Origin of the sequence: Streptococcus salivarius (genome assembly GCF_002094975.1) — a bacterium.
Taxonomy (GTDB): Bacteria; Bacillota; Bacilli; order Lactobacillales; family Streptococcaceae; genus Streptococcus; species Streptococcus salivarius_D.
The window spans coordinates 1296117-1321266 of the sequence record NZ_CP015283.1 but is presented as its reverse complement, the minus strand read 5'-3'; the positions used below and the strand labels follow the sequence as shown (position 1 = coordinate 1321266).

At 38.6% G+C, this 25150-nt stretch carries 20 protein-coding genes; 2 read left to right on the top strand and 18 right to left on the bottom strand.

Annotation, left to right across the window (positions count from 1 at the left end; translation table 11 throughout):
- Positions 1 to 165: 165 nt before the first annotated feature.
- The 7 genes from gtfA to V471_RS06170 form a co-directional block, all read right to left on the bottom strand.
- Complete coding sequence (gtfA, locus tag V471_RS06200) at positions 166 to 1629, bottom strand: sucrose phosphorylase (RefSeq protein ID WP_084871260.1); 1464 nt, start codon at positions 1627 to 1629, stop codon at positions 166 to 168.
- Positions 1622 to 2557 (bottom strand): carbohydrate kinase family protein, encoded by a 936-nt coding sequence (locus V471_RS06195; protein WP_084871259.1) that lies wholly within the window; start codon positions 2555 to 2557, stop codon positions 1622 to 1624. The genes gtfA and V471_RS06195 overlap by 8 nt, the downstream gene beginning before the upstream one ends.
- Positions 2558 to 2663: 106 nt before the next feature.
- On the bottom strand, positions 2664 to 3797 hold the full coding sequence (locus V471_RS06190; protein ID WP_084871258.1) for an ABC transporter ATP-binding protein: 1134 nt from the start codon (positions 3795 to 3797) through the stop codon (positions 2664 to 2666).
- 81 nt (positions 3798 to 3878) lie between these two features.
- Entirely contained in the window at positions 3879 to 4712 is an 834-nt protein-coding gene (locus V471_RS06185; RefSeq protein ID WP_060971989.1) for a carbohydrate ABC transporter permease, read from the bottom strand.
- Between the two features lie 16 nt (positions 4713 to 4728).
- On the bottom strand, positions 4729 to 5595 hold the full coding sequence (locus V471_RS06180; RefSeq protein ID WP_084871257.1) for a carbohydrate ABC transporter permease: 867 nt from the start codon (positions 5593 to 5595) through the stop codon (positions 4729 to 4731).
- 16 nt (positions 5596 to 5611) lie between these two features.
- Positions 5612 to 6862, bottom strand: coding sequence for an extracellular solute-binding protein (locus tag V471_RS06175; RefSeq protein WP_084871256.1), 1251 nt, complete (start codon positions 6860 to 6862; stop codon positions 5612 to 5614).
- Between the two features lie 15 nt (positions 6863 to 6877).
- Positions 6878 to 9043 (bottom strand): alpha-galactosidase, encoded by a 2166-nt coding sequence (locus V471_RS06170; RefSeq protein WP_084871255.1) that lies wholly within the window; start codon positions 9041 to 9043, stop codon positions 6878 to 6880.
- A gap of 105 nt (positions 9044 to 9148) precedes the next feature.
- Here V471_RS06170 and V471_RS06165 point away from each other — a divergent pair, with 105 nt between their 5' ends.
- Complete coding sequence (locus V471_RS06165) at positions 9149 to 9976, top strand: AraC family transcriptional regulator (RefSeq protein WP_084871254.1); 828 nt, start codon at positions 9149 to 9151, stop codon at positions 9974 to 9976.
- Between the two features lie 116 nt (positions 9977 to 10092).
- Here V471_RS06165 and V471_RS06160 read toward each other — a convergent pair whose 3' ends face one another.
- Genes V471_RS06160 through V471_RS06140 form a run of 5 tightly spaced genes read right to left on the bottom strand, consistent with a single transcriptional unit; the run spans position 10093 to position 18110 of the window.
- The gene (locus tag V471_RS06160; protein ID WP_084871253.1) at positions 10093 to 13146 is read right to left on the bottom strand and encodes a type I restriction endonuclease subunit R; all 3054 of its coding nucleotides are present in this window, start codon (positions 13144 to 13146) and stop codon (positions 10093 to 10095) included.
- Positions 13147 to 13176: 30 nt separating this feature from the next.
- The gene (locus V471_RS06155) at positions 13177 to 14394 is read right to left on the bottom strand and encodes a hypothetical protein (protein WP_084871252.1); all 1218 of its coding nucleotides are present in this window, start codon (positions 14392 to 14394) and stop codon (positions 13177 to 13179) included.
- A complete protein-coding gene (locus V471_RS06150; protein WP_084871251.1) occupies positions 14391 to 15554 on the bottom strand; it encodes a restriction endonuclease subunit S in 1164 nt (387 codons plus the stop codon). The genes V471_RS06155 and V471_RS06150 overlap by 4 nt, the downstream gene beginning before the upstream one ends.
- Positions 15551 to 16549: a virulence RhuM family protein gene (locus V471_RS06145; protein WP_084871250.1), complete on the bottom strand. Its 999-nt coding sequence runs from the start codon at positions 16547 to 16549 to the stop codon at positions 15551 to 15553. Before V471_RS06145 ends, V471_RS06150 begins: the two co-directional genes overlap by 4 nt.
- The gene (locus V471_RS06140; RefSeq protein WP_084871249.1) at positions 16539 to 18110 is read right to left on the bottom strand and encodes a type I restriction-modification system subunit M; all 1572 of its coding nucleotides are present in this window, start codon (positions 18108 to 18110) and stop codon (positions 16539 to 16541) included. Before V471_RS06140 ends, V471_RS06145 begins: the two co-directional genes overlap by 11 nt.
- Positions 18111 to 18428: 318 nt before the next feature.
- Between V471_RS06140 and V471_RS06135 the strand changes: the two genes are divergently transcribed.
- Positions 18429 to 19913: a DUF1846 domain-containing protein gene (locus tag V471_RS06135; protein ID WP_022496779.1), complete on the top strand. Its 1485-nt coding sequence runs from the start codon at positions 18429 to 18431 to the stop codon at positions 19911 to 19913.
- Between the two features lie 219 nt (positions 19914 to 20132).
- Here V471_RS06135 and V471_RS06130 read toward each other — a convergent pair whose 3' ends face one another.
- From V471_RS06130 to dhaK, 6 genes are all read right to left on the bottom strand, one after another.
- Positions 20133 to 20477 carry a hypothetical protein gene (locus tag V471_RS06130; RefSeq protein WP_022496780.1) on the bottom strand — a complete coding sequence of 115 codons (345 nt, stop codon included), beginning with the start codon at positions 20475 to 20477 and terminating at the stop codon, positions 20133 to 20135.
- A gap of 302 nt (positions 20478 to 20779) precedes the next feature.
- Entirely contained in the window at positions 20780 to 21871 is a 1092-nt protein-coding gene (locus V471_RS06125) for a glycerol dehydrogenase (protein ID WP_084871248.1), read from the bottom strand.
- A gap of 143 nt (positions 21872 to 22014) precedes the next feature.
- The gene (locus tag V471_RS06120; protein WP_084871247.1) at positions 22015 to 22998 is read right to left on the bottom strand and encodes a Gfo/Idh/MocA family protein; all 984 of its coding nucleotides are present in this window, start codon (positions 22996 to 22998) and stop codon (positions 22015 to 22017) included.
- A 14-nt stretch (positions 22999 to 23012) separates the two neighbouring features.
- Positions 23013 to 23387: a dihydroxyacetone kinase phosphoryl donor subunit DhaM gene (gene dhaM, locus V471_RS06115; protein WP_013990335.1), complete on the bottom strand. Its 375-nt coding sequence runs from the start codon at positions 23385 to 23387 to the stop codon at positions 23013 to 23015.
- Positions 23388 to 23390: 3 nt separating this feature from the next.
- Entirely contained in the window at positions 23391 to 23966 is a 576-nt protein-coding gene (gene dhaL, locus V471_RS06110; RefSeq protein ID WP_084871246.1) for a dihydroxyacetone kinase subunit DhaL, read from the bottom strand.
- A 31-nt stretch (positions 23967 to 23997) separates the two neighbouring features.
- Positions 23998 to 24987 carry a dihydroxyacetone kinase subunit DhaK gene (gene dhaK, locus V471_RS06105; RefSeq protein ID WP_084871245.1) on the bottom strand — a complete coding sequence of 330 codons (990 nt, stop codon included), beginning with the start codon at positions 24985 to 24987 and terminating at the stop codon, positions 23998 to 24000.
- Positions 24988 to 25150: the final 163 nt, after the last annotated feature.

Sequence of the window (25150 nt, the reverse complement as noted above, 5' to 3'; positions counted from 1 at the left end):
TAACTTTCTTGAGTTAAGGTAAGCATTTTTCATTGCTAGTTTTATTTTACGCTTCTTATCTATTTGTGCAAGCGTTTTCGTTTTTTATTTTGAAAAAGTTCTCCTGGAGATAAGGGAGAACTTTCATATATCTGTTATCAATAATCGATAACAAAGATAACATAATTAAATTGTGAAGACTTTTTCCTGACCATCTTCCGTGTAAGCCACACGTCCAGTTTTAGCTTTCAAGTCAATAGTTAAACTTGCACGTTCAGTACCATTTTCCCAAGAGAGAACCAATTCGGTTGGACTTGAAGCTTGAGCAGTGAAATCACCTTCAAAGGCTGGGTGTTGATTTCGGAAGCGGATAAGGTTAACTAAACGTTTAACCACTTCAGTTTCTGCCGCTGCTGCGATTTCTTTTTCATCAAAATTATGGCGGTTGATTTCACGACCATCACCTCGTGCTTCAACTGCTTCAATATCGTTCTTACCAGCAAGTAAACCAACATAGTAGATTTGTGGAATACCTGGTGTGAAGACTTGTAGAGCGCGTGCAGCGAGATAAGTATCATCATCTTCACCAAAGAGAGAATAAATCGTTGAGCGAATTTGATGGACATCAAAACCATCCTCATCCTTATGCTCATCCGATACGATAAGACTGAGGTTAGCACCTCGATTCAAAGCCAAGTCAACCAACTTACGAGCATCTTTACTATCGATAAGTCCATCTAAGTCTGGTTTTACCGGAAGGCCATCATGGCAATCAAGCATCGTAAATTGACCATGTGGACGTGTTTGAAGATAATCAACAAGGAACTTAGATTCTTCATTACTAAGAGCCTCAAAAATACGGTACGGCAAGATAAAGTCATAAATCCAGCAACCATGCTCTGCCAATTTGTATTGAATAGAATAATGGGCGTGCACCTCTGGTAAGAGGGCAATATCGTAAGATTTTGCCACATCAAGAATCCAGTAAAGGAAATCATAGATATCAGGCTCTACAAAGAAACATGATGTTCCAAGTTTTTTCAAAACATAGCCGACAGCATCTAGTCGAATAATCTTAACCCCATTATCATGGAAATGTTTAAAAATATCGACAAACAGTTGTTTTACTTGCTCTGAGTGTACATCCAAGTCAATTTGTTCAGATGGGGTTGTTTTACCAAAAGTTGTCCAAACTTTTTCTACTTCACCAGTCTTTTCAATAATGAACTCTGAATACGGTACTTTGCGACGCAAGAACATTTGATCAATATCAGATTGAACTGGCACACCATCTTCCCAGATTTTTTCAAGCGTCAAGAAATAATCAGCATATTGAGAATCACGGCCATTTTTCAAGAAATCTTGGAAATATGGAGATTTTTGAGAAATGTGGTTAACCATGATATCAAGAAGAATATCGTAATCCTCTGCTAGATTTCTCACATCCTCCCAGTCACCAAACTGAGGATCGATTTCAAAATAGGTTAGTGGTGCAAAACCACGGTCCCCTGAAGAAGGGTAGGGTGGCAGAATGTGGATTCCACCTTCAAAAAGGTTTGGAAAGTAAGTATCTAGATTTGATTTGAGTGCTTTTAAATTTCCACCTAGTGAGTCTGGATAGGTAATGAGTTGTACCTTATTTTTAACCATTGAATACATCCTCCAATTTTTCCAATGTTGGCAATTCAACGACTGCTCCAACATACTGTAATTTATAGGCTGAGGTACGACTGCCATCGTCTACAGCTTCTAGAATTGTTTTTCCTTTACAAAGCCCTGTGTAGAACCCTGACCAGAAAGCATCGCCAGCACCTGTCGCATCTACAACTTTTGTAGCTTTGGTTTTTCTACGAACCATTTGCTCTTTATTAGCAACAACTAGACCATCTTTGCCAAGTGTCATGACGACCAGTTTAGCACCCAAATCCAGGAATTTCTTGATTTGATTGTCAACAGTGTCAGGTCCAAAAATGCGTTCGGCATCATCTTCAGAAGGTTTGATAATATCTACATATTTAATCAACTCTTTTATGTAGTCAACGCCATCATGTCCTTCTTGCCAGAGACCAGGATGATAGTTGGGATCAAAGGAAATCAATGTTCCTTCTGCTTTGGCTTGTTCAATCAAACTTTCAATGGTTTGACGAGAGTGCTCTTGAGAAATTGGCCAAGATGAGAAATGAAGAATCTTGCTTTCAGAAGCCAGTTCTTTCAATTCGTTAGTGTAATCTAGCTGGTAATCAGCACCACGATAAAAGATAGGAATCGGTGTGCCAGTCGTTTTATTGACCAAAACCATACTGGTAGATGCCTTGTTTTCCTGAATAATGCCATCGGTTAGGCCACGCTGTTTGATAGTCTCTTTCAAAAACTCGCCCATACGATCTTTACCCACAGCAGCTACCAAAGCTGAGCGTCCCCCTAAGGCTTTGACGTTCATGGCGATATTAGCAGGGGAGCCTCCAAAGAAAGGATGATAACTCCCTTCAAGATCAATCATGTCTACTAAAACCTCGCCCACTGTAAGCACATCAATTGCTTTTTCTCCCAAAGGTAAAGGTTTTTCTAAATCATACATACTTGTCTCCTTATATCAGTTTTCAAAGAAAATTGCCACCTGATAGTTTGCCTTGGACAATCGTCAGGACATTTTTACTCTATCAGAGGACAATTTTCAAACAGTTTTATCGAATAGCTTTTTCAGTAGTTACATCGAAGAAGTGTCCTTTAGCAACATTGAATGTCAAGGTAACTTTTTCGCCTGGATTGTGGAAGTCACGAGCATCAACACGGGCTGCGAACTCATCATGACCGATTTTGACGTAGAGCATCGTTTCAGCTCCGAGGAGTTCAGCGACATTCACTTCTGCTTCTACTGTAGCATTTGGATAGGCTTCACGAGCAACAAGTTCACTGGTAACATCCTCTGGACGGATACCAAAGATGACTTTCTTACCAAGGTAACCTTTGTCTTTCAAAATTTTAAGTTGACCAAGTGGTACTTCAAGCTCAAACCCACTATCAGTCACAATCTTATCGTCGTGAACAGTGACTTCGAAGAAGTTCATAGCAGGGCTACCGATGAAGCCGGCTACAAATTTATTAGCTGGAGTGTTATAAAGTTCTTGAGGTGTACCGATTTGTTCCACACGTCCGATTGTTCCTGAACCATCAGGATTTTTTGTTGAACTCATGATGACGATACGGTCAGCCAAGGTCATAGCTTCAGTTTGGTCGTGAGTAACATAGATTGTTGTTGAACCGATACGTTGGTGGATTTTAGCGATTTCAGCACGCATTGACACACGAAGTTTAGCATCCAAGTTTGAGAGAGGTTCGTCCATGAGGAAGACTTTAGCGTCACGAACGATGGCACGTCCCATGGCTACACGTTGGCGTTGTCCACCTGAAAGGTCAGCTGGTTTACGTTCCAAAAATTCTTTTAGTCCAAGAATATCTGCTGCTTCACGAACACGTTTATCAATTTCTTCCTTGCTATATTTACGTAATTTAAGACCAAACGCCATGTTATCGTAAACTGTCATATGTGGGTACAAAGCGTAGTTTTGGAAGACCATAGCGATATCACGATCTTTAGGTGATTTGTCGTTAACGACTTCACCATCGATTTTCAATTGCCCCTCAGTGATGTCTTCAAGTCCTGCCACCATGCGAAGTGTTGTTGATTTACCACACCCTGATGGTCCGACAAAGACGATGAACTCTTTATCTTTGATATTGAGGTTAAAATCTTCAACTGCATAATGTGTAGCATTTGGGTATTTTTTGTGGATGTGGTTAAGGTTTAATTCGACCATTGTTTTCTCCCTTTATCTGAGTGATTCTTTCTTTGATTGTTACTGTTATATTTTATTGAGTTGGGCTAGTGTCTAAATAGCTTATTTTACTGCACCGTTGCTCATTCCTGAAATGATATTCTTTTGGAAAATGAGGTAAACGATTGTGATGGTAATGATACCTACGATGTATGATGCGAAACTTGGTCCATAATCGTTGAAGTATTGCCCTTGATAGTTGTATTGGAAGAGTGGAAGCGTCCACATTTTTGAATCTTTGTTCAATACCAACAATGGAAGCATGAAGTCATTCCAGAACCAAAGAGCATTGATGATTAGGGTTGTCGCATGCATTGGTTTAAGCATTGGGAAGATGATTTGACGGTAGGTTGTGAACTTATCCGCACCATCAATTTCTGCCGCTTCATCTAAACTATCTGGCACACTAATTTTGATGTAACCTACATAAAGGAAGAGGGTTTGTGGAATGGCATATGTTAGATAAAGGATTACCAAGCCGTACATATTAGCAAGACCAAGTTTACTCATCATGACAGTGATTGGAATCATGATAACTTGGAAAGGTACAAAGATTCCCAAAATCAACAGTGAATACATGATGTTGAAAGCTTTACGTTTTGACATGTTACGAGCAATTGAGTAGGCTGCTGCTGGGATGAATATTGCTACCGCAATAAGTGAGAGGATTGTAATAACTGCTGAGTTCCAGAAGTAACCACCAATACCGTCCGCAATCAAACGCTGGTAGTTGCTTAGCGTAAATGGGTTAGGCAGGCTAAAGAAATGATTCATGATGTCCTTAGTAGTCTTAAAGGAACTAAAGACTGTTACCAAGAGTGGTACGAGAATGAGGATACCACCGACAACGAGGAGGGCGTATTTCCAAAAATTCGTTACTTTTTCTTCTTTTTTCATTTGTGATACTCCTCCATTAAATTTCAAATTTCTTAGATAGTTTGATTTGTAGGACTGATACGACACCGATAATCAAGAAGAGGATAATGGCAATCGCATTAGCATAACCGTATTGGTTGCTCTTGAAAGCATAGTTATAAACTAAGAGACCTAGAGAGGTTGTGGCGTTATTTGGTCCACCACCTGTAAGTGCAAAGATTTGGTCAAAAGCTGTCAACCCTGATTTAAGTGCTAGGATGAAAACCATTGAAACTGTTGGAAGCAAGTATGGCAACTCAATCTTCCAGAAGGTTTGTTTAGCAGTAGCCCCGTCAATAGCTGCAGCTTCAAGAATATCATCTGGAATACTTTGAAGACCTGCAAGAAATAGGATGATTGGCATTGCGACCCCTTGCCAAAGGAGTACAAAAATTGTTGCAATGACTGCTCCAAAGCTAGTTCCGAGTAAGCTTTCTTGCAAGAAACCGATACCCAAAACCTTGCCGATTGTTGGAAGACCATAGTTAAAGAATTGTTTGAAAATCAAGGAAACAGTCAAACCAGAAAGTACTGCTGGAAAGAAGAACCAAGCACGGAAGAAGGTTTGTCCCTTAATTTTCGAATTGAGCGCACGCGCCACAACCATTCCGATGAAGATTTCACCAATAATCAAAGCCAAGGTTAAGATGATGGTAAAGATGATTGCTTGGAAGAATTTTCCATCGATCATAAGGAGTTTGTAGTTATTGAGACCGACAAACTTATAATTGTAAGTCAAACCAGTCCAGTTAGTGAGACTATAGAACGCTCCTTGTACCATAGGGAAGTAAAAGAAGACAGCTTGTAAGATGATTGGTACGATGAGGAAGGTCCATCCCCAATATTTATTCAAAAATTTTCGCATTTTGTTATTACTCCTCCTAGTCAAGATCGGCCTTCATAGGGTTGAAGAAGGCATTGAGGTTATTAGCCATGTTATCGATATTTTGATCCATCAAGTAACTTGCACTCAAGTTAAAGAAATCTTCTTCAGAGTTCCAGTGTTGTCCCAACCAAACGTAGTGTTTATCTGTGAAGGCAAGTTTTGAAATATTAGCAAGTGGTGATTTTGGATCCTGTTTCACCCCTTCTACGGCAACTGGTGAACCATCAACATCATAATACTTTTGCATTGCCTTAGCTGAGGTCATGTATTCGATGAATTTCTCAGTTTCCTTAGGATGTTTTGTTTTAGCTGATACTGAGAGGGCTAAGTCCCCTGCTCCCACTGTAGCCTCATGTCCTGCTTTATCTCCAGGAAAGGCGAACATACCAATTTCAAACTTTGGATCTTGTTGTTTAACTGCTGCTAAAGCCCATGATCCTTGAGGCATCATTAAAGCTTTACCATTAGCAAAGGCAACAACAGCATCATTATAGGAAGCACCACGCCAACCATTTTGTGCATTTTCAGCTAGAAGATCCATTTTCTTAGCATCTTCTTTTAGAGTTGGGTCAGTTGCCTTGATAGCATTTGGTTTTGAGAAACGGAGATAATCGTTTGCTTTATCTCCACTACCAGTTGTTGTAATGAATGACAATTGGTGGTATCCGTTAAGTGTCCAACCTTCTGTTCCTGCAACTGCAAATGGTGATGTACCACTATCCTTAATTTTCTTGGTAATCTCTTGGAATTCTTCGAAAGTTTTTGGTTCTTCAAGGCCAAGTTCCTTGAATTTAGTCTTGTTATAGTAGATACCAGAAACATTGGCATTCAATGGGACATTGTAAATTTTGCCATTTATGGCATACTTTTCGGCATAATTATTTTTGATTCTTTTCAAATAATCCTTACCAGTCATATCTTGGAAATAACCAGCTTTTGCCCATTCTTGAAAGTCCATATTTTGTGGGTAAATGTGGATGATATCAGGCACATCCCCAGACAGGATACGTGTCTTCAAGACGATACCAGCTGATGGAACTGTAGTTAATTTGACATGGATATTTGGGTTTTCTTTTTCAAAATCCTTTACCATTTCTTGAAGAGTATCAGTCATTTCTGTTTTTTGGTTAAAATACTCAATTGTTACTTTACCATCAGCTGACTGATCCTTCTTTTGACAGGCTGCAAGCCCCACAACAGCTAATGTTGCTAGTCCAGCCAGAGCAAGTTTTTTGTACCACTTCATTGCTTAGTCTCCTTATTAATCTTCTTTGACAAAATAAAATTGTTTACTGAGGAAGTCTCCCTGTGGAAGAACGACTGTGATTCCAGCATACATCAGTTCAGCGCCAGAATAAACTTGACCTGTTCCTTGTAACATGTAGTTGGCATCTTGTTCGAGATTTTTCAGTTTGAGTGTCGTTTCAACCGTCTCAACTGTTGAAAGAACTCGTATATAGGTTGCTAGAACCTTATTTTCATAGTTAAATTGAACAGCTGCTTCATTGCTTCCAGCTTCAGGATTTATGAGGCGGTATTGCTTACCAAATTGAACCACTGGACGAATATCCTTATAATGCGCGATTTGTGCAGCAATGACATCTTTTTCTTCCTGAGTCAAGCTAGTCAAATCCAATTCGTATCCTAGATTCCCCATCATATCTACATCTCCACGCGTTTCCAGAGGTGTTATGCGTCCCATTTGGTGGTTAGGGACAGCTGACACATGAGCTCCCATAGAAATGGTTGGGTAAAGATAGCTTGAACCATATTGAATCGGTAATCGTGCAATGGCATCCGTATTATCACTCGCCCAAACTTGTGGGAAATAACGCATCATACCGAGGTCGTTTCGACCACCTCCACCAGAACAAGATTCAAAGAGAATATTCTCATGCTTACTTGTAAGGAAATCCACCAAGTCATATAGTCCCAACATGTATTGATGACTCTGCATCTGACTTTCAAGGTAATTTGCTCCATTTCCGATGTTGGTCATGTTACGGTTATAATCCCATTTAACGTAATCGATAGCATTATCTGTAAGAATCTTGTCCAAGACATCTTTCAAGTAAGCCACCACATCTGGATTAGCCAAGTTCAACATAAGTTGGTTGCGTGAGTAGGTATGACCATAATTAGGCACTTGGATGGCCCAGTCTGGATGTTTTCGATAAAGATCGCTATCCACCGAAATCATTTCAGGCTCAAACCAAAGTCCAAACTTAAGCCCCTTGGCATGAACTTTTTCAATCAAGTCTTGAAGCGGTCCACCAAGTTTTTCTTCATTGACAAACCAATCTCCTAGAGCACGGTTGTCGTCGAAACGATTTCCAAACCAACCATCATCCAAGACAAAGAGTTCAACACCTACTTGTTTAGCATCTTCTGCTAACTCAAGCAGTTTTTCTTTCTCAAAATCAAAGTAGGTTGCCTCCCAGTTATTTAGGAGAATCGGACGTTCCTCATGGGCAAACCGCTTAGGAATGATGTAGTCTGTAACAAAGGCTTGACTTTCTTGACTAAGTCCAGTTAAACCTTGGTGGGAGTAAGTAATGAGGGCAACTGGTGTTTCAAAACTTTCGTTTGAAGCAAGTTCCCAGGCAAAGTTCTCATCTTCAATTCCGATAGCTACACGCACCTCATTGATTTGACTCTTTTGAACAAATGTTTGGAAATTACCGCTATACATGAGTTGGAAGGCCAAAGCCTCGCCTGCTCCCTCACTAGCTTCGTGATCACAAAGAATTAAAGCTGGTGTCTGAGCATGACCTGAGGCACCACGGTTAGAAGCGACTTTAAAGATACCTTGCTCAACTCTTTGGCGACGAACCGTTTTCTCACGAGCGTAAGCACCTTGGAGAGTGACCACATCATAGTCACGAGCAGGTACATCAGCCATAGCGCTGAGTGCTCGGTCGATTACCACGGCTTGTTCAGAACGGTTGATGACTTCGCTATAAGTTACAATTGTGTTGTTATCTTCCACTACTGTATAGTAGAGTTTCAATTCCATGTTAGCGACTTTATCGACTAGGGTGAAAATAAGTGTTTCTGCATTTTCCAAAGAATGTGGATATGGAAGTTTGCTTTCTAGTGAAATCCCTTTGACCACTTCTGCTTTTGAAAATTCAAAGCGTGTCACATCTGAGACCCCATGCTGGATTTTCAAAGACGGTTGACGAAAATCCCCCAAACCATGCAGGCCTACCACTTGACGTTGTGTATCATAACTATAGGTTCTGACGTCTGGATTGAGCTGCCCTGAAAAAGCATGATCTCTTTCATTTACAGCATTTGAGCCATGGTAGCGATTTACCTTTCGACCTAAGTGTCTTAGCAAAAGATCACCGTCATGTTCTTCAATAATGAGCGACAAATCTTTGCTAGTGATGTAATAATAATTTTTGTTAACAACAATGCTCATAGTGTTCTCCTTATTTACAAGTTTAATTATAAATAATGTATGCGCTTTCTAAAATGGAATTTTGTCGCTACAATATGGTAAAATGTTAGGTAAGGAGGATAAAACATGCTCATTTTTTCTGAACTTGAAACAGGACCCCTAGACCTACGACTTGATTTTTACGGCTATGAGGATTGTTTACCAGACCAGTTTTTTGGTCCTGCCATTCGAGAAAACTACGTGCTTCACTATATCACTGAAGGTAAAGGCTACCTTGAATATAAGGAGCAAAAAATCCCCCTTCAAAAGGGCGATTTCTTCCTTCTCATACCAGGTGAAGTCACTTATTATTTTGCGGATAATCAGACTCCTTGGTCCTACTATTGGCTTGGGATTAGTGGTATCAAAGCTCAGGAGTACTTTCACCTCTCACAAATCAATGAGACGGCTTATCTTAGGTCGTCCCCTCATACCGAAGCACTAGGCAACTTCATAGGGACCATTATCAAAGATGCTGAACGGCTAGATGAAAGTAAGGCATCTCAACTGCACGTTATTAGCCAACTCTTTGAGCTCATGCATCAGTTGAATGCACTCTCACCTAACCTTGATCAAGAAACCATCTCGCCTAGTCAAAAACTCTATCGCGAAGCCAAACACCTAATCGATATTGGTTATAACTCACAGGACATTAGTATCCAAGATATAGCTGATAAACTAGGTGTGCACCGCTCCTACTTATCTTCCATCTTCAAAGATTTTCATAAAATTTCCCCAAAAGAATACCTACTCGAGGTACGTATGAAACGCGCCAAGGAACTTTTAGAGACGACCAATCAACCCATCAAAATTATAGCTTATTTTGTAGGATACCTAGACCCTTTACATTTTTCAAAAGCCTTCAGACAGTATTATGATTGCTCGCCAAGTCAATATCGCACCTCGAAACAATAACAATTGTCTAAATTGAAACAAGCTTTTATAAACTAGATTAATTATTACAACAACAAACAAATTAATGTAAAACCAAAAGTCCATAGTCCTGTACAGGACTATGGACTTTTCTTAAATTAGATACCTTCATATATTTCAACTAATTTCTGAATCTTGGTTAGAACTTCTTGTTTTTTACGCTCACGAGCTCCTCGTCTGCGAGAAGTCGGTGGAATAATAGCATCTAAATCTGTACCGTTATTTTCTGCGAAACCTCTTTGAATGGCTTTTTCAATAAATAATTGATAACCATCATTAAGGTTTTCAGACTCTGCTAATACTTTGATTTCAGCTTCTTTGCGCTGTTTCCCATAATTGTAAAAGGCTGAAAGGATATCATCATTAGTTTTCAGTTCATCTAAGTTTGTTTCATTGATAAAGTCAAGAACTAAGTCCTCTTTGGCTCTAATATCAATACTTGAACGAATAACCCGACTAACTTCAGCTTTTAACTCTTCCTTAGAATTTGAATCCTTTGATTTATCTAAAATTAAGGAAAGAATATAATCAAGATTGATTTCATCAGTTTTCAACAGTTCAACTTCAAATTCAACATCTGAGAGATCAATATCTAAATCATTGTTCTTTTCATAATTTTTTAAGTTTAAGAACTCATCTCGAATCTCAACATAGGTACTTCTCAAATCCTGCATGTATCCTTCAGAAATTGGTTTTTCAATTTCTTGAAATTCGTCATAGTTTCTTAATACATTATCTAATTTAAGTAATTCACCAAATAAGTTAACAAACTCTTTTTTATCTTTCTCAGTATAAATCTCTTGTGGATTCGGGAATTTCTCTAGAATTTCCTTACAAACACTTACATAACCTTTTACTGAAACACCAGTTAATTCATCAGTGAAACCTTCCATATACTCATCAAAGCTTTTTTCAAGAATAATATCCACTTTATTAGAATCACCGAAGGTCTTTATAGCTTCCTGTGTTGCTTTCTCTAAATCACGGAAACAAATAATATTACCAAAAGGTTTAACTTTGTTAAAGATACGATTAGTCCTAGAAAAGGCCTGAATCAAACCATGATAACGAAGGTTTTTATCGACAAACAAAGTATTCAAAGTTGGAGCATCAAAACCTGTTAAGAACATCCCTACAACAATAAGCAAATCGACTTCTTTTGCCTTAACACGCTTAGACAGATCACGATAATAGTTTTGGAATTCTCTTCCTTCAGTAGAAAAATTCGTCTTAAACATTTGATTGTAGTCATCAATAGCTTTCTCAAGAAACTCTTTTGATGATTTAGGCATTTCAATATTCAAAGATTCTAATTCTTCATCTTGAATTTCACCATAGGCTGATTGTTCCTCGTTAGGGGCAAAACTGAAAATTGTTGCGATTTTTAAACGTTTGGATTCTGGAAGAGATTCTTGTTGCTTTTTGATTTCATCATAATAAAGCTTTGCGGCCTCTACACTCTGAACAGCAAACATGGCATTAAAACCAGCTAACTGTTTTTGTTTATGTGTATAAAGTTGATTCCTGTGGGTCTTAACATCATAAACATCCAAAAGATATTTTGTTACAGTAGTGATACGTTCAGGATGATTAAGAAGTTCCTTTTCAATTTTTTTCAACTTCTTCTCATCAATCTCTTCTCCAATTACCCCTACTGCTTGCTCTGCCTCTCGGTATTTATTCAACTCTGGCTTAATATAGTTATAGTCTACTTTAAATTTTAATACCTTCTTATCCCTAATGGCATCGGTAATAACATAGGAATGTAACATTTTACCAAATACATCTTGGGTTGTCTCACCAGTTAATGTATTCGCTGAGAAGATAGGAGTTCCTGTAAAACCAAATAATGAAAACTTCTTAAAGGCTTTCTTGATTCTCTTTTGCGCTTTACCAAATTGAGAACGATGACACTCGTCAAAAATCAAAATACATTTTTTGTCATAAATAGGATGGTCAGTGTTCTTTGTAATGAAATTATTTAGCTTCTGAATCGTCGTAACAATAATTTTATCATCTGACATTTCAATATTACGTTTTAATTCTTTTGCACTACTACTTCCATTTACTGAATTTGGCTGAAATTTTTGGTACTCCTTCATCGTTTGGTAATCTAAATCTTTTCTATCAACAACAAAGAATACCTTATCAATATAGTCTAAACTCGTTGCAAGTCGTGCAGCTTTAAAACTTGTTAAGGTTTTTCCAGAACCTGTTGTATGCCATATATAACCACAGGCATCTAATGTTCCAAAGTTATTATTGTCGTTAGCTGATTTAATTTTCCACAGAATACTCTCTGTTGCTGCAATTTGATAAGGTCTCATGATTAACAAGGTGTTATCAGCATCAAATACACAGTACTTTGTCAAGACTTCCAAAAGCACACGTTTACTCAAAAAATAGTTGGTGAAATCTTCTAAATCATGAATTGTCCTATTTTTACGGTCCGCCCACTCGCACGTAAATTCATAATGATTTTTATTTTGAGCCGTCGTATTTGCAAAGTAACGAGTATACGTACCGTTTGAAATAACAAAAATCTGAATATATTTGTATAAAGAATTTTCGCTATTGAAGCTTTCCTTGCTATATCTATGGATTTGTTCGAAAGCTTCTTTAAGACTAACCCCTCGTCTCTTCAATTCAATCTGAACTAAAGGAAGGCCATTTACCAATATAGTGACATCATAACGGTTAGTATGGCTGCCTACTTGAGTCACTTGGTTAATGACCTGCATGCTGTTGTTATGAATGTTTTTCTTATCAAGGATGAAAATATTTTTAATTCGTCCATCATCAAAGACAAAATCATAGATATAATTCTCTTGAATTTTTCTAGTTTTTTCAACTAATCCTTCATTTGGACAATCCAGATACTTTACTACAAAGCGATTCCACTCAGCATCCGTAAAGGTTACCTTATTGAGTTTTTCTATTTGCACCTTGGCATTTGCTAAGAGCTCTTCAGGTGTATGAATATTTAAGCGTTCATAGTTGAGATGATTCACCAAATCAGAAATCAACTGATTTTCTAAATCAGCTTCTGACTGATACTCCCTATCTGTACGATACTCTGGTTGATACTCAGCCAAGAGAATACCTTCATTTGTTTCCGCAATTACTTCATGTATTTTTGAATAATCAACCATAGCATGCTTCCTCACTAATCTATGTACATTCTAGTTCAAATGACTAATATCTGTATTGAAATAGTATTTCTCAATAAACGACTTATAAATCACTTTAAATTGTTCTTTATCATCTTCTGTTATATCTGGAAATTCTTCAACCGATTGTTTGTCATGACTGAACAAATTTAAGTATCTTCTATGAACCTTATCTTTTTCACTCTCAGGTATAATTTCTTCCCATGATCTATATCCTAAAAATGTAGATGTTTTTTCAAAAAGTGATCTTAATAAATTATAGTGATATTTTTCTAATTGATTCTCTTTAATAGCTTCATCTATTATATCTATAACCTTCAAGTGGTAAGCAAATGGAGAATCAGAGGTTTCTTTCAAATGGTAGGTTTCATCACCAGTAGTCAATTGTAACTTGTGTTCAAGTACAAATCTACTACATGAATCACTTTTCAACTCATTAAATAATACGTTAAAAAATAGTGGATGATGAGTTGTGATAATAAATTTTAAACCACTAGATCTAGGAACAGTTTCAGTTGCTTTTGTAAAGTTACTTTTCTTTATTAAACTAGCTAAATCAACAGCCATTTCAATAATTTTTCTGTCATCTAAAGAGGAAACAGGATCATCTATAAAAATATACTTTAAATTTGGAAAGGAGTCCTGATCATCATTCTTAGTTAGAATAACTTCATTCAGAAATGTATAGAAAATACTCCAGATAAAACTACTTTCTTCTCCTTTAGAAATTTTTATATTATTCTCTGTAATTCTTTCATCTTCACCATTTCCATTTTTGGCAGTGTAAGTTTTTGAAAATTTAACTGTCGTAAAGTTGTCTTGGAAACTTGGTAAAATAATTTGCTGTTTAGTTCTCAAATCATTACCTTCTGGAAAAATTCCAAGGTAATCTTGAAATAAATCAATTATCTCATTTTCCTTTCCCTGTTCTTCAAGAATATACTTCAAAAATGTTGATTCTAGATTTATATTTAATTTTCTATCCCAATCGTTTTGCAAATCATTATCCCAAGAAAATAAATCTTCTGTAAATGCATTAAAATAAAAAATTTTCTTTTCGTCTATCCCCATATTCTGAATTTGACCAAGTTCATCGCTATCCAATTTTTCCTTAACAGCCATAGATAGTCTAGTTTTTCCACTTCCATTAAAAGCATATAGAAGGGAACTCTTTGATTTTTTTGTAATAAGATTTGCCGCAAGGCTTTCCAATGTTTCGAATTCTGTCATAGTATACTGTCACCTTTTTTATTAAAATTGAACATCATTTTTCTCCAATATTCATATTGTTTTTGACGTAGTTCAATCTCCTTGGGGAGTCCTATATTTAAATCATTACAAACCATGTCAAAGTTATCTAAAACTTGAACAATCCGAGATTGGATTTCTAGAGAAGGAACTGGGATTTTCAAAGATGAAAATGTAGATAAATTAAGATTATCCTGTGCGCTACCATAACTCTTATTTGCAAGATAATCTTTTATTGAATTTAAATAGTAGTAAACATATTCTGTAATGGCAAATTCTGGATTTGCAACAAACCCTATAATACTATCAGGGAAACATGCATCAAATCCTAATAATCCAGTTTCCGCTATATTAGCAGCAATTGTGATACATAATGTTCCCTTTTCCCACTGCTTACTTTGTTGTAATCCAAATTCACTATAAGTCTGAGAATAGTTTTCAATCCATTTACCAGCCTCTCTTATATCTCCAGTCTGTATGAATGGTATATCACCACCATATAGTCTTACGTCATTTCTAGGCCGATGTTTCGATTTTCCACGACCAAAATCTTTTGCTATTTCCGAGAGTGTTTTCCACTCAACCTGATAAACCTCATCCTCAAAGGACAAAAGTTTATCTCGATAATAAGAATATTGCTTTTTACGTGAGGTCAATTCTGAGGTCAATTCTGAGGTCAATTCTGTAACATAATCGGTGAATTTGTCAAGTATTTGCACGATTTTCTCTTGAATTTTTAGAGGAGGAATTGGTATAAGAGTAGTTCTTGCCTTACTCCAATGTCTTTTATAACTTCCTTCCCTCTTATAAAAATTACAAAAGCAATAGTATAAATATTTTGCTTTTATACCACTCTTAGGTTTCAAAATTTTTAAACCATCAGCTCCTTGAATAAAAGCGAAATTTACATATTTTACATGCTCTGAGTGATCCCCAAAAATGATATATTCGTCTTTTTCAAGATATTTTTCATTATCTGAATAACCTGCTATGAATTGTTCACCCTGATCAACAATTGGTATTTTGCCTGTTACTTGATACTCCTTTTTAGTTAACTTTATTGGACATGTCACAGTATCAACCACTGCCTCCAACTCTTTCCACTCAACGGGACAGTTTTGGATTTCTTCTAGGATGTTCATGATTTCCCTCCTTCCTTGGCTAGATTTTCAATACTTTTGATTTCCTTGAGGTAATCTTTTTCAACTTGACTGAGGGTCTTGGCTTGGTAGCTCTTATATTCCTTATCTACCTTCTGCTTCATCTGTTCCCGAGAGATAGAGCCACTGTTATCAAGTAAGTCTTCGCCAGTAGCCTGAAGGATGCGGTCTACATGTGTCACCCAGTCTGCCATGGTTATGACTTCTTCTCGCTCTGCCTGTCTTTCAGCAAAGTCTAGATATCCTGATACCAGCTGATTAAGCCCACGAAGTTCCTTCTCTGTCAGATAGTTCTTGGCAACCTTTGCTTCAGATAGAGTAGGGAGGTCTCCCTTAAAGGTAGTCAAGCCCATAAACTCCTTTTTACTATCAACACGATTGTAGATGAGTTCGCTCGCAGTATTGTGGTGAATAGCATAATGCATCTTGTTTTGAACCGTCGCAAAGAATTTCTTTGCTTCTGGTGAATTTGCATTGTAATCACTAGATGTCGCGAAAAGATCCAAAACCTGACGGTAAAAGACTTTTTCACTCGAGCGAATGTCTCGGATTCTTTCTAGAAGTTCTTTAAAATAAGAGCCTCCACCCAAGTTTTTCAAGCGTTCATCATCCATCGCAAAACCTTTGATCAGATACTCTTTCAAGACTGTCGAAGCATAGTTCCTGAACTGGATTCCACGAGGAGAGCGCACACGGTAGCCAATCGCTAAAATCATATCGAGATTATAGTAAGCAACATTTCGCTGAACACTTCTACTCCCCTCATTTTGAACTGTCAACTTATAGTTGACAGTTGCCTCCTCCGATAATTCACCATCTTCAAAGATCGCCTTGATATGTTTACTAATGTTTTGCTTGGAAGTTTGAAAAAGCTCAGCTAGTTCCTGTTGGGTCAGCCAGACTGTTCCATTATCCAAATGTAGCTCAATAGCTGACTCGCCATCATCTGTTCTATAGAGAATCACATCATTTACCATAGCTCAGTTCCTCTACTATTTTGTCAATTTCTGAACGTAGGTGGTCAATTTTTGAAACGGTCTCTGCTATTTCTTTATTGAGCACATCAATTTTAATCTTATCACGTGTATCTTCTTTATCGACATAGGTTGATACAGAAAGGTTATAATCCTGCTCTGAACCAATCACATCATTACCAGCAAGGGCTGCTTTATAATCCACACTTTGATAATTAGCGAATAATTCAAGGATATTCTTGATGTTGATAGGGTCTAAGACATTATTTTTAGGCTCTTTTTTGAATTCCTTACTAGCATCAACAAAAAGAACATCATTCGTCGACTTATTCTTTGCCAAAATCAGAATACAGGTCGCAATAGAAGTTCCGTAAAATAAATTGTCAGGTAACTGAATAACCGCTTCTACAAAGTTATTATCTACTAAATATTGACGTATTTTTTTCTCTGCACCACCACGGTAGAAAATACCAGGGAAACAAACAATGGCTGCTCGACCTCTATTAGACAAGTGGTTTAGACTATGCATGATAAAGGCAAAGTCAGCTTTTGACTTAGGAGCTAGTTTCCCTGCTGGAGCAAAACGGTCATCATTTATGAGAGTTGGATCTTCATCTCCCACCCATTTGACAGAGTAAGGAGGGTTAGAAACAATAGCATCAAACGGTTTTTCATCTAAATGCTGAGGATTTAAAAGGGTGTCTCCTCGCTTGATATCGAAGTTATTGTAGTTGATATTGTGCAAGAACATATTCATACGAGCCAAGTTAAAGTTGGTCATATTAATTTCTTGCCCAAAAAATCCATCCTCCAAAATATGATCTTCAAACTGTTTTTTCATTTGTAGTAATAGTGATCCCGATCCACAAGTGGGGTCATAAACTTTATTGATTTTATCTTTTCCCACCATAACTAGTTTTGCGAGTAATTTAGATACAGTCTGTGGTGTGAAAAATTCACCTCCGCTTTTTCCTGCATTACTGGCATAATTGGATATCAAGAATTCATAAGCGACACCAAAAGCATCTATATCATTTTCTTCAAAATTTCCAAAGTTAATACTATTAATGCCATTTAATATGTCAGATAAACGTTTATTTCTTTCTGCAACTGTTCCACCTAAGATATTGCTCCGTGTATCTAAGTTATCAAACAAACCTTTGATAGCATCTTCAGACTTGTGACCAATTGCTGATTCCTCTATAGACTGAAAGATATTTGCTAAATCAGTGTTTAGCTCTTGATTTTTAGACGCATTTTTCACAACATTTTTAAAAAGCTGACTTGGAAGAATGAAAAATCCCTTATCCTCGACAGTCCCTGGTTTGAAATCTTCTTCTGCCTCTTCATCACTCAAATTTGCATAGCTAAATTCTAAGTCGCCTGCTTCATGTTCAGCTTTATCAAAATATGCAGCCATGTTTTCTGAAATAAAACGATAAAATAGAATTCCTAGAACATATTGTTTGAAATCCCAACCATCAACCGCTCCACGGACATCATCCGCAATTTTCCAAATTTTATTTTGGAGCTCTTCAATCTCTCTGTTTTCTTTATTTGACATATTATATGACCTTTTCTAACTATGATATATAACTGTTATTCTAGCATATTTTAAGCTGTAAAAATAGGGGATATAACAAATGGTCATCAACAGTTAGTTGACAACCATTATTCTTTCTATTTCACCTTCACACAAAGGGCATCCCAGGCTTATTACCGACATTAGTATGATTTTGAGTCATCATAAAATCTGAATCAAACTCCTACCTTTTCCATCTAAATTTAAGATTCACACTCTTCTTTCTCCCATAAATCGTCTCTCGCCAATAGCATTTACCCTCGGCATTTGATATAATTTTTCTCAGAGGTATTTTTATTTATGAAGAAACAAGCTTTTAGTTCTGAACAGTATTTGAATCTGCAACGCGACCATATTTTGGAGCGTATTAACCAGTTTGACGGGAAACTCTACTTGGAGTTTGGTGGTAAAATGTTGGAGGATTTCCACGCTGCTCGTGTCCTTCCTGGTTATGAGCCTGACAATAAAATCAAGCTCCTTCAAGAGCTCAAAGATCAGGTTGAAGTGGTTATCGCCATCAATGCTAGCAATATCGAGCACTCTAAGGCTCGTGGTGACCTTGGCATTTCTTACGACCAAGAGGTCCTTCGTCTGATTGATAAATTCAACGAGCTCAATATCTATGTGGGTTCTGTTGTTATTACGCAGTATTCAGGTCAACCTGCGGCTGATGCCTTCCGTAACCAACTGGAAAAAAATGGCATCACGTCTTACATCCACTACCCTATCAAGGGCTATCCGACGGATATGAACCATATCATTTCTCCTGAAGGTATGGGAAAAAATGACTATATCAAGACTAGCCGTAACCTTATCGTAGTTACTGCTCCTGGTCCTGGTTCTGGTAAATTGGCGACATGTATGTCTAACATGTACCACGACCAAATCAATGGCATCAAATCAGGTTATGCAAAATTTGAAACCTTCCCAGTTTGGAATTTGCCACTTCATCACCCAGTCAACCTGGCCTATGAAGCTGCCACTGCCGACCTTGATGATGTCAATATGATTGACCCCTTCCACTTGGAAACTTATGGCAAAACTACGGTAAACTACAACCGAGACATCGAGATTTTCCCAGTCCTCAAACGTATGCTTGAGCGCATCCTTGGTGAGTCACCTTACGCTTCACCTACGGATATGGGTGTTAACATGGTTGGTTTTGCCATTACGGATGATGAGGCAGCCAAAGAAGCTTCTAAACAAGAAATCATCCGTCGCTACTATCAAACCGTTCTTGATTTCAAAAATGAACGTGTTCCTGAGACTGCTGTCAAGAAGATTGAGTTGCTCATGAATGATCTTGGTATTACTCCTGAAGATCGCCAAGTGGTCGTTGCAGCACGCGCTAAGGCTGAAGAAACAGGTGGTTCTGCTCTTGCCCTCGAATTGCCAAATGGTCAAATCGTCACTGGTAAGAATTCAGAACTCTTTGGTCCAACTGCAGCTGCTTTGATTAATGCTATCAAGACTTCTGCAGGTATTGATAAGGATACTAAACTTATCGAGCCTGAAGTGGTTAAACCTATCCAAGGTCTGAAAATTGACCATCTGGGTAGCCGTAATCCTCGTCTCCACTCCAACGAAATCCTTATCGCCTTGGCCATTACTGCTGCCAACAATGCGGATGCGGCCCGTGCCATGGAGGAACTTGGTAACCTCAAAGGTTCTGAAGCTCACTCAACAATCATTCTTACCGATGAAGACAAAAATGTTCTTCGTAAGCTCGGTATCAATGTGACCTTCGATCCTTACTATCAATACGACAAATTGTACCGTAAGTAATTCATGATTTAAAACAAGAAAGACCTCAGTTTTACCAACTGGGGTCTTTTCGAAATCACTTTAGCTGGAGAAAAAAAAGGGAAACTCTATCGAGTTCCCTTTTTGATAACCCACTCTTTCGTCTCGACCCGTTCCCAATGAAAAGGGAGTGGCCTAGCATTATTATGAAAAAGTGAGTTAAAGGTATCAAACAGAGGGCTAAGCCACTCCCGATTCTAATCAGCCTACGATTTCTAACTTGAGAAAAGGTAAGCTAAAAAGCAAAATTATAGTAGATAGGACAGCAACAAGTGGAAGATAACGACCTCCAACAAGATAAAGTAACAATGGCGCTATCGCTATAAAGCGATTTAGAAAATTGCTAGTAACACGGACAATTTGCCCGTCCTCCACCGTAATAGTGTTAGACTTGTAACCCAATTTTCCGACACTCAAACGAGCTTTTGACGATGGTAGGGAAACGCTCACGTCTTCCACTCCAGAAACTGTCCCCACAAGACTAGTGTCTACGCGAATAGGACTCTTTCTAGCTACCTTGCTCGCTTCAATTGTAATACTAGCCACTAGTCATCTCCTTTTCCTATCTTTTCATTTATAGTATACACCTTTTGAAACGCTTACACAAGGGAAATGACTGTTAAATCAAGATTTCTTGAAAATGTTTTATGTTTTCAAAAGTTCTTAAACCGCTTTGAGGGACTTTGGAAATATTGGTTTTTAAATAGTAAAAAGGGCTCAGTCCTATCTAATACAGAACTGAACCCTTTCCTATAACAATTTGTCTATCCTGTTGGGATAAGTGCCTGAGGGGGATAGTATTCCTATACGGGAATAGAGGCACTTTCCTTACAAAAGACCTCATTTACTTAGTCCAATCCATTAACATAAGCATCTACTGCTACGATTGCTTGGGCAATATCAGAGGCTTTCACTTCAAATGGCATTTGATGGATAGTTTCTCCTTCAATAGTCGCTTGTTGACCAACCTTGAGAAGATCTTCGTAGCTTGCATTTTCAAGATGCATTTCTTTAAGAGTAGTTGGCATGCCAATTTGTTGATAGAAGCGAATGTATTTATCCAAAACTTCTTTTGGACGATTTTCTAAGAACAATTGCACAAGAGTTCCGTAGGCTACTTTTTCACCATGAGTCAAATGGTGAATATCGCCAGTGAGAGCTGTGAAACCATTATGGATGGCATGAGCAGCAGCCAAACCACCACTTTCAAATCCAATACCACTAAGAAGGGTATTAGCTTCAATAATATTTTCCAGGGCAGGCGTTACCACTTTAGCTTCACAAGCAGCCATGGCTTGTAGACCATCTGCAAAAAGAATCTCTTCACAGCGTTCAGCAATGGCAACCCCTGCTAGAGTTTGGTGTTTACCTAGCATAGTTTTTCCGTTGGCTTGCATAACTGCTCGAGCTTCTACCCAAGTTGCTAAGCCATCTGCAATACCAGATGCTAACAAACGTTTTGGTGCTTGAGAGATCACTTTACTATCCACCAAAACCAACTCTGGGTTCTTAGAATAGAAGATATAGCGCTCAAAGGCACCCTCGTCAGTATAGATAACAGACAAAGCTGAAACTGGAGCATCTGTAGATGCGATAGTTGGGGCAATAACAACTGACGATTGTAGAAGGTCTGCAATAGCTTTTGCACTATCGATAGTCTTACCACCACCGAGTCCAATAACTAAATCACAGTCTTCTTCTTTGGCTAGGCTGACCACACGATTAATTTCATTATCCGATGCTTCTCCATTAAAGAAGACTGGTACAACTGTGAGTCCATTTTGAACAAGGTATTCTTCGAAACGTTTACCTACAATATCATAAACGACTGAGTCACATAGTAAAACAGGATGAGTTCCCAATTCTGAAATGGCTTTTGCATTTTCAAATAAGGCATTTTCACCTTGAATGTAACGTGACGGACTTGCAAAATTTCTCATGTCTTTCTCCTTTGACATAAATGTATTTATATAGAATCGGTTAAATGGACCTATTCCTATCTTATGCAGGGCTAAATCCTTTTAAGAGACTGTCTATCTTTTGTAGTCAGTACATTATACTGGTCTTGTTTATCATCTAATCGCTACTCTTCTTCTGGGTAGACCAAGCCCCAATCTTTGCGGAGTTGAGTCATGAGCTCCATGACATCTCGGCTGTAATTGAGGTAGGTATGATCATCCTCGCCTGCAACAGCTGCTTCCATGTCTAGGACCTCATACTGGAGGGCTTTGGCAGTTTCTCCTGACTCGATGACTTCTTGTGAGCCATCTTCCGTATAGGTAATGACCGCCTTTTGCCCACGTGGGTACTCGTAAAGTTCGATATAGCCCTTGTCATAAGCGATGGTGCCACGTTTAGGTTGTTTAGCATGAAGACTTAGCGTCACCGTCGCCATTTCCCCTTCTGCATTGGTAAGGAGAATACCCGCTTGTTCATCAACACCAGTTGGAGCTAATTTAACCTGTGAAACCATCTCTGTCGGTTGTGATGTCATAAACCAACGCACGAAGGATAGGGCATAGACACCGATATCAAGTAGGGCACCACCAGCTAGATTACGATTGAAAAAGCGGTTGGTCATGTCATATTCTTTATAAGAACCGAAGTTCATCTGAATAACCTTAAGGGGACCTAGCTTACCACTTTCCACGATTTCAGATAGTTTTCGATAGATAGGCATATGGAAAATGGTCATGGCTTCTGCCAGTTTGACATGATTTTCTTCGGCGAGTTGGATAGCTTCTGCCAATTCCTCACTATTTAAGGTGATAGATTTTTCACAGAGGACGTGTTTACCTGCTGCGAGTGCCTTGCGAAGAAAATTGATATGCGTATTGTGAGGCGTTGAAATGTAGATAATATCCACTTCAGGATCTTTAAACACTTCATCAATCTCTTTATAAACCTTTTCAATACCATATGTCTCAGCAAAGGCCACTCCCTTATCATAGGTACGATTTGCAACGGAATAGAGTTTACCGCCAAGTGCTGCAAGTGCTTGCGCTAATTCATTGGCAATAACACCCGTCCCAAGACTAGCCCATTTATACTTAATTTGATTTGTCATAGTTTTCCTTTATTCTATTTTTGAATGGTTAATTCATTTATCTGTGATAAGATTTCAACTTCACTCGCTCCTGCCTGAAGCAAGGCTGATGCCGCATAGGCCCCCTCAATGAGAGGTACCTGCTGAATAAGGATTTCCTTGTCTGAAAATTCTTCAACCATCTCCAAATTCATGCGAGCACTGCCCAGATCATAAAAGGCCAAGAGACGGTTAGCAGGCTGACTATCCACTGCTACTTGAACATGGTCAAAACTAGATCCCAGTCCACCATCTTCAAGACCGCCTGTAGCCGTTAAAGGAATATCTGGTGCAACTTCACGAATCAGACTCACCAAACCTTTAGCGATATCAGCAGAGTGGGATACAATCACAATTCCAAGTTCTGGCATGTCCTATTCCTCCGCTTCTAGTAAGGCTTTGAAGAGTAAGCCAGACGAATAGGAACCTGGGTCAATGTGACCAATTGAACGCTCACCGACATAAGAGGCACGCCCCTTTGTAGCCGCAACTTCCTTGGTTGAAAGAACAGCTTGATCAATGACATCAATGGTGAGTTGGCCTTGTTTGACAGCTTCAACAACTGGATGCCAAACATCCACCATGGTCTTTTCACCGGCTTCTGCATGGCCACGTTTTTTAATCATCTCGAGACCTGCCTCAAGCACACCTGCCAAATCCTGACCAGCTTGTTCAGCCTTCATCATGCCCATAAAGGCAGACCCATAAAGCGGACCTGAGGCACCACCAACCTTACTAATCAAGGCCATTGACACCGCCTTAAAAACTTCTGCTGCACTTTTTGGTTCAGTAGTGTTAATAGCCTCAATGGCTGCCGCCATACCACGCGCCAAGTTAGCACCATGATCACCATCTCCAATAGGACCGTCTAATTCAGACAAGTGGTCTTTTTCTGCTTCAACTTTTTGGTCAAAGTCTTGCATCCATTTTACTGCAACTGTTTTATCCATAATATACCTAATTTCTAGTTCTCACGTCAGACTACCAAGCAATAGTCTTAACTGGACTCTCCAAAGCCTCAAGCCAAGCCTCATCTTCAATCTTCATCAGAGTCAATGAGAGGCCTGCCATATCAATAGATGTCATGTAATTACCTAATTTTTTATATGCCACATCTAGTCCGGCATCTCCAAGAATACTTGCCACATCATTAGCAAAGACATACTGCTCCATGAGAGGTGTCGCACCCATACCATTGATGAGAAGGGCATAGCGTTCACCTGACTTAGCCTCAAAGGCTTCAAGGAGCTTACCAGTCAATTCTTCAGCTAACTGTCGAGAAGGTTGCATAGACTCCTTGCGATAGCCTGGTTCACCATGGATACCAATACCGTATTCAATTTCATCCTCTGCTAGGACAAAACCAGGTTTACCAACCTCGGGAACCGTCGCACCACTAAGGGCCAAACCAATGGTGTGGATATTAGGAACAATCTTGTCAGCCAAGTCTTTGATTTCAGCCAGTGACTTACCTTCGCGAGCCGTATGACCTAGGATCTTATGCACGAAAATGGTACCTGCAACCCCACGACGACCTTGAGTATAGAGGCTATTTTCCACAGCAATATCGTCGTCCACAACGACACTGGCAACCTCGATACCTTCCATTTCAGCCAATTCTTGAGCCATCTCAAAATTCATGATGTCCCCAGAATAATTTTTAACAACCATGAAGACACCAGCCCCTTGATCTGCTTCCTTGATAGCTTCCAAAATTTGATCAGGTGTTGGTGATGTGAACACTGCACCTGCGATGGCTGCTGAAAGCATACCATCACCCACAAAACCAGCGTGGGCTGGCTCATGACCACTTCCACCACCAGAAATGAGACCAACTTGACCAGCAGCCTGCTCATTTCTTACAATGATGTCAAACCCCTCAACACGATGCACCAAATCACTGTGAACATAAGCCAAACCATCTAGCATCTCTGTCACAACATTTTCAGGTTTATTGATAATTTTTTTCATGGAATTGTCTCCTTTTCAAAGGTATCATCTATTTGCACTTACATTTGTTCCCTTCTTTAATTGCTAAGACCCCTATAAATAAAGGACTTAAACGCTTTTTAAGAAAGGTAGCGTAAAAATATGTAAACGCATACATTTTATAATTTAATTGTAGCATTTGCCT

Coding starts and splice junctions, on each gene's coding strand:
- V471_RS06190 (WP_084871258.1), bottom strand. CDS start 3,797: ATGGTCGAATTAAACCTTAACCACATCCACAAAAAATACCCAAATGCT.
- dhaL (WP_084871246.1), bottom strand. CDS start 23,966: ATGGATAAAACAGTTGCAGTAAAATGGATGCAAGACTTTGACCAAAAA.
- V471_RS06180 (WP_084871257.1), bottom strand. CDS start 5,595: ATGCGAAAATTTTTGAATAAATATTGGGGATGGACCTTCCTCATCGTA.
- V471_RS06145 (WP_084871250.1), bottom strand. CDS start 16,549: ATGGTAAATGATGTGATTCTCTATAGAACAGATGATGGCGAGTCAGCT.
- V471_RS06175 (WP_084871256.1), bottom strand. CDS start 6,862: ATGAAGTGGTACAAAAAACTTGCTCTGGCTGGACTAGCAACATTAGCT.
- V471_RS06165 (WP_084871254.1), top strand. CDS start 9,149: ATGCTCATTTTTTCTGAACTTGAAACAGGACCCCTAGACCTACGACTT.
- V471_RS06195 (WP_084871259.1), bottom strand. CDS start 2,557: ATGTATGATTTAGAAAAACCTTTACCTTTGGGAGAAAAAGCAATTGAT.
- V471_RS06170 (WP_084871255.1), bottom strand. CDS start 9,043: ATGAGCATTGTTGTTAACAAAAATTATTATTACATCACTAGCAAAGAT.
- V471_RS06135 (WP_022496779.1), top strand. CDS start 18,429: ATGAAGAAACAAGCTTTTAGTTCTGAACAGTATTTGAATCTGCAACGC.
- V471_RS06155 (WP_084871252.1), bottom strand. CDS start 14,394: ATGACAGAATTCGAAACATTGGAAAGCCTTGCGGCAAATCTTATTACA.
- V471_RS06125 (WP_084871248.1), bottom strand. CDS start 21,871: ATGAGAAATTTTGCAAGTCCGTCACGTTACATTCAAGGTGAAAATGCC.
- V471_RS06140 (WP_084871249.1), bottom strand. CDS start 18,110: ATGTCAAATAAAGAAAACAGAGAGATTGAAGAGCTCCAAAATAAAATT.
- dhaM (WP_013990335.1), bottom strand. CDS start 23,387: ATGCCAGAACTTGGAATTGTGATTGTATCCCACTCTGCTGATATCGCT.
- dhaK (WP_084871245.1), bottom strand. CDS start 24,987: ATGAAAAAAATTATCAATAAACCTGAAAATGTTGTGACAGAGATGCTA.
- V471_RS06160 (WP_084871253.1), bottom strand. CDS start 13,146: ATGGTTGATTATTCAAAAATACATGAAGTAATTGCGGAAACAAATGAA.
- V471_RS06185 (WP_060971989.1), bottom strand. CDS start 4,712: ATGAAAAAAGAAGAAAAAGTAACGAATTTTTGGAAATACGCCCTCCTC.
- gtfA (WP_084871260.1), bottom strand. CDS start 1,629: ATGGTTAAAAATAAGGTACAACTCATTACCTATCCAGACTCACTAGGT.
- V471_RS06120 (WP_084871247.1), bottom strand. CDS start 22,998: ATGACAAATCAAATTAAGTATAAATGGGCTAGTCTTGGGACGGGTGTT.
- V471_RS06150 (WP_084871251.1), bottom strand. CDS start 15,554: ATGAACATCCTAGAAGAAATCCAAAACTGTCCCGTTGAGTGGAAAGAG.